This is a genomic window from Aeromonas sp. s7(2024) (assembly GCF_040907825.1).
In the GTDB taxonomy this organism is placed as follows: Bacteria; Pseudomonadota; Gammaproteobacteria; order Enterobacterales; family Aeromonadaceae; genus Aeromonas; species Aeromonas veronii.
The window spans coordinates 91,487-104,901 of sequence record NZ_JBFOCM010000021.1; the positions used below are offsets into that span (position 1 = coordinate 91,487).

Below are 13,415 nucleotides of genomic sequence, written 5' to 3' on the forward strand. Positions count from 1 at the left end.
CTGCGTGGCACCTTGATTCAACCAATCCATCGCCAATACCCAATAACAACACATCCCGCCGAAGCGGGATGTGTTGTTATTGATTTAGCATAACCTGCAGGCAACTTCTCAGCTTTCCAGCACCTGACGCAGCCGCTCCTGGGCCACGCCGACCAGCAAGTCGGGCTGGAATTTGGAGATAAAGCGGTCGCACCCCACCTTCTTGACCATGGCTTCGTTGAAGTTGCCGCTCAGGGAGGTGTTGAGGGTGATAAAGAGGTCAGACATGCGCGGATCGCTGCGCACCTCGTGGGTCAGGCGGTAGCCGTCCATCTCCGGCATTTCGGCATCGGTGATCATCAGCAGGATCTCGTCAGTCACCTTCTTGCCAGCATCGCACCACCCCTTGAGCAGGGTCAGCGCCTGCAAGCCATCCTGACACTCGATCACCTCAAGTCCAAGCTGGCCCAGGGTCTCGCGCACCAGATTGCGCGCGGTGCTGGAGTCATCGACGATCAGCACTTTGCGGCCATGCATCTCGGGCAGGATCTCCCGATCCAGCACCTCTTCGGAGATGCGGATGTCATAGGTGATGATCTCCGCCAACACCTTCTCTACATCGATGATCTCGACGATCTGATCCACTCCATCTTCGGGAATGCGGGTGATGGCAGTGAGGTAGTTGGCGCGCCCGGCGGAGCGCGGCGGTGGCAGGATATCCTTCCAGGTCATGTTGACGATATTGGCCACCTGCCCCACCAGAAAGCCCTGAATGGTACGGTTGTACTCGGTGATGATGAGGTTGGATTCACTGTCGATGGGCATGGGGCGCATACCGATGGCGCTGCGCAGGTTAATCACCGGGATCGAGGTACCGCGGATATTGGCTACCCCGCTGATATTGTGATGGGAGCCCGGCATCTTGCTCAGATGGGGCAACTTGACCACTTCCCGCACCTTGAAGACGTTGATGGCGAACATCTGACGGGTGCCGAGACGAAACATCAACAACTCGAGGCGGTTTTCACCCACCAGTTGAGTTCGTTGATCAACGGAATCCAATATACTCGCCATACGCTGATATCCATCTGATTATTAATCGACTCTATTATAGAGGCTGCCCGCCAGGAAAGGCAGGCGCATTTTCAACCAGAGCGACCAACCAGACAAAAAAAGTGAGGCCGAAGCCTCACTTATCTCATTGATTTTAAAATCAATAGCTACAGACAGACTTCCAGCTGCCATCGGTTGCCTTGGGCTCGCTGCTGGTCCACCAGTTCGCCTGCCACACTACCTTGTTATGGGTGATGCTATCGCCGCCATTGGCATGATCCCCCTGTGGCCAGCTCGGATAGGCCTTGTAGGCCGCCGGATTGACGTTCTGGCTGCTGCAGCTGGTGCCCGGATTCTCGCCGCCACCCGAGCCCAGCACGGCCTCCGGCAGGGTCGGGAACTCGGCCTTGAGACCAATGGTCTGGCTGCCGCTGATGATGCGCATACCGCTCGGCACGCCAGCGGCGGGCAGGTAGTAGGTCATGGCGACTTCAATCTCGGCCCCCGGCGCCAGAGTCTGCCAACCCGGCAGGTTCATGGCGACCTTGTGGAAGTCCTTCTCATTGGCAATGCCTTCCGAGTTGTCGTTGCCACCGCTCTCCACCACTTTCAGGCCCATGCCACTCTGATCCGTGATGGTGTCAGAGGTGGAGGTGGGCACCAGAAACTCGATGCGCGCGCCGCCCGGAATGGTCTGGGTCGACTTGTTGACCAGCTTGAGTTTCGGGTTGATCGGATAGTTGGAGTCCCCTTCCTTGAAGCCGGAGAGGCTGACCTGGATGTCGAGCTGGGCGCTCGGCGCGGCCAGATCGTTTTGCTTGGTGTTGTACGGAGTTGCCTTGGCAAACTTCTCATAAGCCAGGGTGGTCAGGGTACTGCCCATGCCGTACTCGTTCTTGGCCGGATCGAAGGCGTAATCACCCGCCATCTCCCAGAACATCACGCCACCCAGACCGCGCTTGATGATGTAGTCGAGCTTGTGGCCCATGGACTCTTCATCTTCGGTTGAGAGGAACACCTTCTTCTCTTCGTTCCACAGCCAGGGGGCGTGGGCCTTCTCATCGTAGTAACGCACATACTTGCCCTGCATCACGTGAGCCGGATTGTTGGGATCCAGATCCCAGGCAGTGCCATAACTCGGCAGCGTGGTGATGCCGAGGCTGGCTGCATGCTCCAGGTTTTTGGCATGCCACATGGGCACGGCGCCACCGCCGATCTCTTTGCCGTTCTTGTCGAGATCATGCCAGATGTTGTCGATGCCGACCGCCCCGTTGCCGCACGGAATGGTGCTGCCACCTGTGCCCGGCTGGCACTCGTTCTGGCTCGGCAGGGCTGCCTTGCCACCCAACCCATGACTGCCACCGCTCACCCCCTGCCAACCGCGGGTGTAATAGGGCACGCCAACGTTGATCTTGCCAGCCGCCAGCGCACCGCGGAAGTAGTGGGCAGACCAGGCGGCGTTGAGGTAACCGATGCCACCAAACTGGGTCTGGGTATAGACGCCCCAGTGGGAGAGCTCGGGGTCGGCATTGTTGTCGAACAGGGCCGCGTTGTGACCGACAAAGTGGTTCCAGGCACCGTGGAAGTCATAGGTCATCAGGTTGACATAATCGAGGTACTGGGTGACCTGGAAGTTCTCCATCCCGCGCAGCAGATAGGCCGAGGCCGGTGAGGCGATGGTCAGCATATACTTGCGGCCATCTTCGTTACCGGCGTTGTCGAGCCGCGCCCGCAAGGTCTTCATCAGCACCTCGTAGTTGGCAAACAGCTTGGCCCGGCAATGGTTGGAGAGCGGGAAGTCGTTGGGATTGCCTGCATCCTTCATCGAGGTGGGGTATTCGTAGTCGATATCGACCCCGTCAAAACCGTACTGGCGGATAAAGCTCACCGCCGAGTCAGCCAGGGTGTTGATACCGGCAGTATTGACCGAGCAGTCACCCTTGGTAGTGGCAGTGTAGAAGCCGCGGGTATCGGCCCAGCCGCCGACCGAGATGAGGGTCTTCACGTCCGGATACTGCTTCTTGTACTTCGACAGCAGGTTGAAGTGGCCCTTGTAGGCGAATTCAGGATCCATCTCGGCACCCGGCACGCCATCCCAGGTCATCTTGGTGGCTGCATCGTCCACCTTGATGGTGTGGCTCTGCTCATCCACCGCCGCGAAGGCGTAGTTGATGTGGGTGATCTTGTTCCATGGAATATCGCTCACCAGATAGGCGGGCAGGCCGTTCTTGCCGGTGCGCCAGGAGGTGAAGTAGCCGATGACCCGGCGGGCATGGTCATCCCCCATGCACTCGTAACCATCCGGACGATAGATCTGGCGAATGTCACAAGAGAGGTTGCCACCGGTGGGCGGCAGCGCGGCCTCCTCGACATTGACGGTCACCGCCGCCGACTCACCGCTCAGATTGGTCTTGTCAGTAGCCACCAGCTTGAGGGCGGCACTGCCTTTGACATCCGGCGTCCAGTTCACCTGCCAGGGGGCAGTGGTATCTTCGCCCACCTTCTTGCCGTCGACATAGAGCTCGACTTTGGCCACATCGTTGTTGGCATCGGTAACGTTACCGCTCACCGCCACACTGCGACCCAGCGTCACCTTGGCGCCATTGGCCGGGCTGCTGATGCTCGCCTTGGGCGCCTCTGGCGCGACCACGGCGGCGACGTTGAAGCTGGAATCCGCCTCGCTCAGCACCTTGCCATCTTTATCCAGCGCGCGAGCTTTGAGGGTATGGGCCCCTACTCCGGCGGCGCTCCAGCTGGCACTCCAGGGCGAGGCGCTGGCCGTGGCCACCAGCTTGCCGTCGACAAGGTATTCCACTTTAACCAGCGCCGTCACCGGGCCGCTCAAGGTCACCGCCAGCGCCACACTGGTACCTTCGTTGAAGCTGGCGCCAGCAGCTGGCGAGCTGACGGCTACGCCGAGTGCAGGAGGGGGCACCTCGCCACCATAGGGCTTCCAGGCATCAGCCCAGACCACACCGACACCCGGCTCATAGTGATAGGGGGATGCCCCGCACCAGCCTGAATAGGGAAATTCTTTGCACTCGTAGAGGGCACCGACGTTGCTGACGATATCGCCAGCCTTGTAGGCAGTACCGGATTTATAGGCGGGATAAGCGGCCTGAGCCCAGGCGGGCGCAGCCGCAAGGGCGACCAGCATGGCAAGCCTGCTGGGTCTGAAGAGCTGTTGCATATTGTTATCTTCCTTGTTTTGTCTTGGCTTGGTCACCAAGGCAAAGAACAATCGCAACCTGCATGATGGGCGCAGACAACTGGCAATGGACCTGCCACAAAAACAACCCCTCACCCAGGGAAACCCCGCTATCTGGATCCACGATCGAGACCGGAAGCATTGCGCCCCGACATCACTGCCGGTTTGCCCTTTACCTGGGTTCCGTGAGGAACGAACCCAGTATAGGAAGGCGACAAGATCCCCTCAATCTTTATTCTCAAAGAGAATTATCCCCTGCCACAAAAGCGTCATGATCACAGGGTTAGAATTGATTGAATTATCAAAAAAATCATACTGTTACTGGGATCATAAAAACGCTTTTCCTCATCTTCCCAGATTCGTTTAATGTGCGTTGGCTCACTGGTATGACATGCCAGAAATGTGACAATGCGCGCCCTTGGTCAACGAGCCAAGGCTATGGAATCACTGGCAAAAATAAAAAAGGAACACCTATGAAAGGTACTCGTACCCTGCTGTCGCTGGCCGTGGGGCTGGCACTTGCATCCTCAGGCGCCCATGCGGCATTTGTCTGCCCGTCCGATCCGGCTCAATTCACCCCCATCCCGACCATTCAGGGCACAGGCTCCGCCAGCGCGCTGGCCACCCAGACCGTGACCGACAAGAACGGCAATGTGACCGGTAAAATCAGCCCGGGCACCTTCAACGTTCGCGGTATCGTGACGACGCTGGGCCAAAGCCTGACCAAGGGTTTCTATCTGACCGACCCGGTGGGCGATGGCAATCCAGCCACCTCTGATGGCATCTTTGTCTATCTGAACGACAAGGACTTCGCGACCAAATATAAAGACATCAAACCGGGGGCTGAACTCTGCCTCGAAGCCAAGGTCGAGGAGTATTACGGCGGCACCCAGCTCAAGCCCTCCTTCGAATCCAGCAAAGCCCGCCTGCAAGTCACCGCACAAGGGCTGAATGTGCCGACCAGTGTACTGCAGGTCAATGAAGGGGAGACGCTGGCGCAAGCGCTCAATCGCCACGAAGGGATGCGGGTACATCTCGACAGCAGCAGTGACCTGCACCTGACCCGCAACTACGGCTTCGACTACAAGGTCTATCGCAACAACGTAGAGTTGGCCCACAAAACCCCGCTGATCAAACCGACCCAACTTCATGTTGCCAGCAGTACGGACGCTGTCGCACTGGCCACCAAAAATGGCAGCAACCGTCTGGTGATTGAGTCTGATTACAAAGCACTGGATGGCGTACTGCCCTGGTTCCCTGGCTGGGATGCCGATCAGGGATATCTGCGCATCGGTGATCAACTGACCGGGCTGGAGGGGGTGATCGTATACAACAAGGATGCCTTCCGTCTGGTGGTACCGAGCGATTTCACCCTGACTGCCGGCGCCCTGCTGCGCAGCCCTGAAGAGGATCGTCAAGACGCGCCGGCTCGCCTCTCTGGCAGCGATCTGCGGATCGGCAGCTTCAACGTGCTCAACTACTTCACCAGTCACTCCAGCATTGGCGGCGCACTCAATATCCTGTGCAAGGATCAGGCGGATGCCGACAACGCCAAAGGTTGCAACCGGGGTGCCAAGAGCCAGCCCGAGTTCGAGAAGCAGCGCACCAAGATCGTCAATGCCATTACCGCAATGGATGCCGATCTGCTCGGCCTGATGGAGATGGAGAACAACGGCTTCGAGGATAACTCGGCCCTCCACAATCTGGTGACCCGCCTCAACGAACAGCAGAAGGATGCGAGCAAACACTACGCCTATGTGCGTCTGCCGGTCACTGCCCTTACCGATGGCAAGTTCTTCGGCGGCGACGCCATCATGGTGGCGATGATCTACCGTCCTGCCTTGCTCACCCCCAGCGGAGATGCCAGCGTCATCAAGCTGCCGGAGCAGCGCTATACCACAGGTGGTGTGGCCAAGACAGCCGGTCAGCGCGATTCTCTGGTTCAGACCTTCACCCTCGCCAAGAGCAAGGAGCCGTTGACGCTGGTGGTCAACCACCTCAAATCCAAGGGGTCAGGCTGCTACGAAAATGGCGATGGCAAGACAGAACCGGCCGACCTGCAAGGCAAGTGCACCGAGTTCCGGGTCTCTGCCGCCAAGGTGCTAGGTGAGGCGGTCAGTAAACTGCCGGGCCAGGTGTTGCTGGTAGGCGACTTCAACTCCTACGCCAAGGAAGATCCGATCCGGGTGCTGACCGACTACAACCCGGCCACCAGCGAGCGGAAGATCGTATCGGCCTCTCACACCTTTATCGGTGATCAGCCCTATGAACAGCTCGGTCGCGAAGTGACTCGCAGCTACGGCCTGATCGATCTCAACGTCAAATTCAACAAGGAGAAAGCCATCTCCTACAGCTACGACGGGGAGCTGGGCACCCTGGACTATGCCCTCGCCAACCCGGCGCTGGCCAGCAAGGTGGCAGGTGTCGCCGACTGGCACATCAACTCCTTCGAGAGCTCCCTGTTCGAATACGGCAGCCAGTACACCGGCACATTGCTCAAGTCTGACAACCCCTTCAGTGCCTCCGACCATGATCCCATCATCGTCGACCTGAGACTGGAGAGCGATGCCACCAAACCTGACACCTCCTCAGGCGGTGGTGCACTGGGACTCGGCCTGCTGGCCCTGTTACCGCTGGCCTGGCGACGTCGCCGTTAACCACAGGCGCATTTGAATAGTGCAAGCAAAGCCCGCGACTCTCGCGGGCTTTTTCATTCAGGTCATTGGATTTACAAATGAAAGGCGCGGACGTATGGAGAAAATAAATGATGGAGAAAACAAAAGGCCACCGCGATGCGGTGGCCTTTTGCTTCTTGTAACAAGAATTTGGTGGAGCTACGCGGGATCGAACCGCGGACCTCTTGCATGCCATGCAAGCGCTCTCCCAGCTGAGCTATAACCCCGATTTTTGTGAATGACAGGCAGTCACTCTGAATTTGGTGGAGCTACGCGGGATCGAACCGCGGACCTCTTGCATGCCATGCAAGCGCTCTCCCAGCTGAGCTATAACCCCAAATTCGGTACTGAATGAATGGTTCTGGCGGCCATTCATCCTAAATAATGGTGGAGCTACGCGGGATCGAACCGCGGACCTCTTGCATGCCATGCAAGCGCTCTCCCAGCTGAGCTATAACCCCACAAAGGTCGGCTTGGGTGATACACACCACACTGCCCTGGGTATTCAATAAAACAATCAAGAATCTGGTGGAGCTACGCGGGATCGAACCGCGGACCTCTTGCATGCCATGCAAGCGCTCTCCCAGCTGAGCTATAACCCCTTTGATTCCAGATTGTTCGAGGAGAATTTGGTGGAGCTACGCGGGATCGAACCGCGGACCTCTTGCATGCCATGCAAGCGCTCTCCCAGCTGAGCTATAACCCCAACTCACCTCGGCGCTGACGAAGTTATCTCCGGCAACGGAGGCGCATGATAGGCATCACCCGCTTTGCTGTCAACCCTAAAATAACCGCGACTGATTCGTTTAGTCAAAATTGCAGCAGTTCGCTGTTTTTACCAGCAAGGCGCGTGCTATCTCTCTGTTTTATGTCACAAATCGGCTCAAGCACCTATACAGGAGAGGCCGTGCAGCAAGCCTCTTTCCCCGTGCAACGCCCCCGCTCTTAGGCATCCTTTGCAGGCTGATCGTCAGCTTCTCCCCCGTCACCTCGGGAAAGCCTTTCCATAAAGGGCATTGCATTTGAAAACCCTTTCCATGATTTTTGTAAATTTACAACACAGAAAGTTGATCTGGCTCACAAATGACCATAGGATCAAACCGTGACCCAGGTCACACACCATAACCATAAATGACAGAGCGATGAGGTAAACCATGTTTGAGAATCTGGCAGTCCTGTTCCACCTGCGCGGTGCAACCACCAAGAACGGCGTTGTAGAGAAAGATGCCTATGCCCCCTCCACCCGTGAATACTACTTCCGCTACGGCAAGTAATTGCTGAAAGCCTTTCACGGAAAACGTAATAAAACTACAACACACATCATCACACAGCCCTTTCGAGGCGCTGTCCTGTCCGGGCCAGATGTTCCACGGCCAAACCTGAACTCCACCAAACAAGAATGGGGCCCGCAGGCCCCATCTTTTATTGCTCCGGATTGTCATTGCACTGAATAGTGCGCTGGCTTGTCGGCAAGCCTTGTAACCCTGAAACGGCTCAGAGCTTGATCCAGGCATCGGCCCAGGCCGTACCCTTGCCCGGCTCATAAGCCCAGGCAGCACCTGCACACCAGCCGGTGTAGGGGTGCGGTTTGCACTCGTAGCTGGCACCGCCGTTGCTGACCCGCTCGCCCGCCTTGTAGGGAGTCCCCTCTTTATAGGCCGGATAGTCAGGCGGCGTCACGCCCCCCTCCTCCCCTTTCACCAGCAGGCTATGGGTAGTGCTGCGGCTCAGATTACCTTCATCTGTGACCGTCAGTTTGATCTCCAGCTTGGTATCGCTGGCCGGCTTGGGCAGAGTCAACTCAAGCGTCACCTGCTCCAGCGCAGGCGCAGAAGCTCCAGCCGGGATTGTCCAGGCATAAGAGAGTTGCTTGCCTTCCGGATCGCTGGAGTGCTGGCCGGAGAGGGTCACCTTGCTGCCACCTTCGGCCTGCGCCGGGCCCGTGATATTGGCCACCGGTGGCAGGTTGGTGCCACCGCCGTTATCCTCGATCACCACCTCCGGATAGAAGTGCTGAACGCAGCGGCTGTAATCCCCTGCCTTGAAGGCGCTGAAACGGGTCTGGTAGCCCACCAGCTTGCACGCGTAACTCTTGCCGCCGTTGGGGTTCTCTGCCACATAGCTCCAGTCCTGCTCCCAATAGATGAGCAAGGCACCGGCGCCATTGTCGTCAAACACCTTCATGTTCTTGCAACCCAGCACTTCGTCGGATGGCACCGCCACTCCGAGGTAGTTGGCAAACTCGCGGTAGTAGTTGATGCGGTTCTGGGACTGGGCATGCTCGACCGGACCACCGCACTCCACCCCGCCGTTGATGATCTGGGTGGTGACCCCGAAGCCCGGCACCAGACCGTTCTGTTTGTCGTGCTCGTTTGGCTGCCAGGTGCCATCGATGACATGGAGCATGGAGGGCTTGGGCGGCTGCGGATAGGTATAGAAGAACACCGCACTGGCGAGGTTCAGCCAGGTGTCGGCCACCAGATCGGGGCGGTCGAGCAGGGTGCGCACAGTGCCGAACATCGCCTCGGAAAAGGGGCCGTAGTTGTAGTTGTAAGAGAGTTGCTTGGCGCCGCGGCCAAAGTAGCTCTTGAACTCGCCATTATCGAAGGTGCCGCACGGCCACTGCTGACCCTGCCACACATCCGGGCTGCACTCGGCGTTGTAACCGCCGCGCATGGTCTCATTCCATCCCATCTCGCGCACGTAGACCAGCGCCTGACGCCACTCGGCTTCCGGGCGCCAGTTTTCATGGCCGCCGGTCTCTTGAGCGAAGTGAGCGAACATGGTCGCCAGAGTCTTGCGGCAGATGGCGTCAGCATCGCGGCCGTCGCTGTAATCGCTGCACAGGGCCGGGAACTTGGCCGCCGCCTGCAACAGGCCACGATAGGTGTACTCGGGGGCGCGTAGCGGGAAGAGGTAGTTGAACTGGCTCTCGCTCAGCAGGCTTTCGACCCGCTTGACGTTGCCCGGGTTGTCGGCACGACCCGGCTGCACCGCCTCGACTACCAGATTGTCCCGGGTAGCGATGGAGGCCTTGACCGCTTCCATCGCCGGGAAGTCGGTCAGCGCCTTCTCTTTGGCATCCAGCTCGGCCTGGCTCATATAGACGGGGGTGGTGCTGCCATCCGGCGGGGTAGGCGTTGGCGGATTGGGCTTGTCATCGCCACCGGTGTCCGGCGGGGTCACTTCCCCTTCGCCGACAAGCTTCCACGGGGTATCCCACTCATTGGCGGCCGCCATGCCGGGAGTCTGACCCGGGTTGACCCACCACTTGGCCTCGAAAACCTGGCCGTTGTAATTGACCTGGCTGCCGCCCGGGTAGGATTTGTTGATGTCGTATGCCTCGGCCGCCCACAGGTGGCCGCTCAGCATCATGCCGGCAAGCAGAAGGGTGATGCGGTTTTTTTTCATTATTGTTGCTCTCTATGGTTTTGTGGCAAAAGGCGGAGCCCGCCTGAACAGGCTCCGCCATCTTCATCATGGACTCAACCTAGGGGCAGCTTGCCGCCCCGACATCCAGCCAGACATCGTGTTTGCCCGGCTCGTTGCCTTGAGTCCACCACTTGGCCTTCCACTGACGGCCGTTGTGGTTGGTCAGCTCACCGCCGTTGTAGGCAACGGCTGCGTTCCAACCCAGCTCAACCTGACTCACCAGCGCCCACTGATCGGCGGCGCGGCTCGGCTCATTACCCTGAGTCCAGTACTTGGCCTGCCATACCAGCTGGTTGTGGCTCACCTTGTCACCGCCGTTGTAGACCTTGCTGGCCTGCCATGCGGGAACGTTGGCCGCTTCCGGGTCGGTGGTGTTGCAAGAGCCGTCGACCACGGGCGCCAGCGTCAGCATGACGCGCCCTTCGCTCTGATGTACCCCATCCGAGACGCTCACACTCAGCTCATGCTGCTCGCTGGTGGTGACAACTGGCGGTAACAGACGCAGGTTGGCACTGGTCTCGCCGTCCGCCTGCCAGCCAGCTGGGAAGTGCCAGCGGTAGCTGAGCGCATCCCCCTCGGGATCGCTCGCCTCGGCGGTGATGGTCAGCCACTCACCGCCGATGCCGCCGAGCTGCGCCGGCACGGTCACCACCGGAGGCTGGTTCTCGACCACGCCCTGCTCCAGCGGCCGCCCGTTGACGGTAAAGGAGAGGGTTTGCTGCGGTGGCAGCAAGCTCTGCTGTACCAGTGTCTGGCCACGGCACTGGATGGTGGCGCGGCCGGGCTCGCTGGCGGTGGGCAGGTTGATGTGGAACTTGTTCATGACGCTGCTCGCCGCTCTGTGATTGGCCAGCCTGAAGCGCTGCAGACCATCGCGGGTCTCCACCTGCAGCTGACAGTCACTGCCGGACAGGGTGCTGCTGTCATCCGGGTAGGTGAAGCCGTAGGCTCCGTGCAGCGCCGGATAGATGTAGCTGCGCAGGGCTCCTTGCGGATCGTAATAGCCCACCAGGGTGGTCACCGGCACGCCGAACTGCTCGGGCTTGCGCGCAACCTTGGTATCGATTGGGGAGATCTCCACCCAGCTCTGGCCATCCGAGGTGAAGCTCTTCTTGAAGCCCCGGTTCACCAGAATCTCCTTGCCGTTGATAAAAAGGCGACTGTTGTAACCGGCCCCGTGATCGATGGTCAGACTGCGTCCCCGGTTGTCCGCAGATGCAACCGGCACCCGGATATCACGAGTCCAGCGTCCATCCCACATGGCAACCCTGACCAAGCCGTAATCCGCCAGCAGGGCACTCAGTCCGGCCTCGCTCAGGGCATCCATGGGAGCATCGACCTTCTCGATCCCCTCGATTGTGTGCTGATAGGGCTCCATTCTGGCCGTCGCACTGTTCCACTTGCTAAAGCCAGTGGCCGAGTTGGCATCGAACACCGCCTTGCTCTCCAGAAAACGCTGGATGATGGCAGCGGAATTGGGGGTATAGAGGGTGAAACGGTTGGCGCCGGAAAGAGGGCTGCCGCCCGCCATCGCATCGTAGCCAAACTTGCGGCCATCGAACGGTGGCTGGCACTGGCCATCCAGACAGGCATCCTCATTAGTGCGGGTCGGCGAGAAGTTGGGGATGAAACGGTGTTTGTCACTGTCCCAGCCCCAGCTGGAGTTGATCTGCTCGGCACTGCGATGAACCGAGCCGCGGAAACCATCCACATAGTGGCCAAGGCCGAAGTTGTGGCCCACCTCGTGGCTGAACTCGTTGCCCAGCGAATCATCCAGCGTGACGATGCCACCGCCACCGGAACCTCCGTGCACCTGAACTCCATTGGCATACTTGCCGCGACTGTTGTGCGCCGTCAGCTGGGCCGCCACAAAGGGATGGCTTCCCTCCCCTTCACCGGCACTGCTGTTGATGCCGTAGTTGGCATTGTCGATGCCGTGGGAGATAAGCTCCTTGCCGATGCGCTGACGCATGGTGCCGCCATGCCAGCCCCCTTCGCTCGGGTCAAAATCAGTCAGTAATGTGCCGTTGGGCAGCATCACCTCAGGCAGGGAGAGCGGTGCATACTGACTGACAATCATCCGGCTGGCCGGAATGGTCTGGAAGTATTCGCGATGGGCCTCCTTGTCATTGGCAAAGGCAAAGCGATCCCGTGGTGTGGTGAGCATGCCGATGTCGATGGTGTGCAGCAGCAGCTCGCCGGGGGCGCCGACCTTGATGTCACGCAGTTCACCACTAAGATTGCCCTGACGAACGGAGAGGGTCAGTCCGGGCTGGATCCACTCGGCAGGCAGCTCGCCGCTCCAGGTATCCGCTGCATAGGTGATGCGGTTGTTCTCCAGCTCCCCCTCGCGGAACCACTGCCCATTGGCAAACTTGAACTGCAGGGTCTGGCCACGGGAGACGGTCACCTGCCGCTCGCCATAGAAAATCGTCGAGTTGTAGCCTGCGCTGGAACGCAAGCGCACCATCTTACCCTCCAGCTCCGGGCTCACGGGCAGGTAGATATCCCGAACCCAGCGGCCGTCGGCGGTCTGGATCTCCACCAGCGCACGCCCGGTCAGCCGATCCTTGAGGAAGGCGCCGCTCTTGTCGCTCAGTTTGGCCAGATCAGCACTGCTGCTGATGACGGCAGTGGTGCCGCTCTCCGGGACGAAGCTCACTCCGCCTTCGGGAACCCCCGCGAGGTGGTAGACCGTCTCGGGCAGCGCCGATGGCGGCGACAAGGTCAGGGTGCCAAGCAGCTTGCCGCTGCCGTCACGGGCCTCCACCGTCATCGGGGTCACCCCGTCGGCCTGGAGCGGTTGCACAAGCAGCAGACTCTTGCGCAGGCTGGTCAGGATGGGTTGGCGATCCCCCTCCTTGAGATGGGATGGCAGGATCTGGCTCTGGGCAAACTGCACTCTGGCAGCCAGACTGCCCGCCAGATCGCTTTGCGGTGTCGTGTCATTGAATATCAGGGGCAAGGTGGCGGCAGACAGGGGGCCAGCCGCCAGGGTTGCCATGATGAGGGCAGCGATTCGGGTCACATTTGTGGTCATTGTCGGGTTCTCGTTCATATTGCTACCG

The 13,415-nt window shown here is 59.4% G+C and carries 5 protein-coding genes, 5 tRNA genes and 1 riboswitch; of the genes, 1 reads left to right on the forward strand and 9 read right to left on the reverse strand.

All coding sequences use genetic code 11. The annotated features are described in order from the left end of the window. Nucleotides 1-108: 108 nt before the first annotated feature. Nucleotides 109-1,053 carry a chemotaxis protein CheV gene (locus AB5Y73_RS09075; RefSeq protein WP_005335238.1) on the reverse strand — a complete coding sequence of 315 codons (945 nt, stop codon included), beginning with the start codon at nucleotides 1,051-1,053 and terminating at the stop codon, nucleotides 109-111. Nucleotides 1,054-1,192: 139 nt separating this feature from the next. Further along, nucleotides 1,193-4,189, reverse strand: coding sequence for a glycosyl hydrolase family 18 protein (locus AB5Y73_RS09080; RefSeq protein ID WP_107683703.1), 2,997 nt, complete (start codon nucleotides 4,187-4,189; stop codon nucleotides 1,193-1,195). 148 nt (nucleotides 4,190-4,337) lie between these two features. Continuing rightward, a riboswitch (cyclic di-GMP riboswitch) is annotated at nucleotides 4,338-4,420 on the reverse strand. A 293-nt stretch (nucleotides 4,421-4,713) separates the two neighbouring features. Between AB5Y73_RS09080 and AB5Y73_RS09085 the strand changes: the two genes are divergently transcribed. Then, nucleotides 4,714-6,897 carry an ExeM/NucH family extracellular endonuclease gene (locus AB5Y73_RS09085; protein WP_107683530.1) on the forward strand — a complete coding sequence of 728 codons (2,184 nt, stop codon included), beginning with the start codon at nucleotides 4,714-4,716 and terminating at the stop codon, nucleotides 6,895-6,897. Between the two features lie 169 nt (nucleotides 6,898-7,066). On the opposite strand, the gene AB5Y73_RS09090 is transcribed toward AB5Y73_RS09085, so the two are convergent. From AB5Y73_RS09090 to AB5Y73_RS09120, 7 genes are all read right to left on the reverse strand, one after another. After that, nucleotides 7,067-7,142: transfer RNA gene (locus tag AB5Y73_RS09090), tRNA-Ala, on the reverse strand. 34 nt (nucleotides 7,143-7,176) lie between these two features. Continuing rightward, nucleotides 7,177-7,252, reverse strand: a tRNA-Ala gene (locus tag AB5Y73_RS09095). 48 nt (nucleotides 7,253-7,300) lie between these two features. Beyond that, a tRNA-Ala gene (locus AB5Y73_RS09100) sits at nucleotides 7,301-7,376 on the reverse strand. Between the two features lie 65 nt (nucleotides 7,377-7,441). Then, nucleotides 7,442-7,517, reverse strand: a tRNA-Ala gene (locus AB5Y73_RS09105). 28 nt (nucleotides 7,518-7,545) lie between these two features. Continuing rightward, nucleotides 7,546-7,621 (reverse strand) — tRNA-Ala (locus AB5Y73_RS09110). A 788-nt stretch (nucleotides 7,622-8,409) separates the two neighbouring features. Next, nucleotides 8,410-10,326 carry a glycoside hydrolase family 19 protein gene (locus AB5Y73_RS09115; RefSeq protein WP_107683529.1) on the reverse strand — a complete coding sequence of 639 codons (1,917 nt, stop codon included), beginning with the start codon at nucleotides 10,324-10,326 and terminating at the stop codon, nucleotides 8,410-8,412. 79 nt (nucleotides 10,327-10,405) lie between these two features. Further along, nucleotides 10,406-13,387, reverse strand: a complete 2,982-nt coding sequence (locus AB5Y73_RS09120) for a M66 family metalloprotease (RefSeq protein WP_235686270.1) — start codon at nucleotides 13,385-13,387, stop codon at nucleotides 10,406-10,408. Nucleotides 13,388-13,415: the final 28 nt, after the last annotated feature.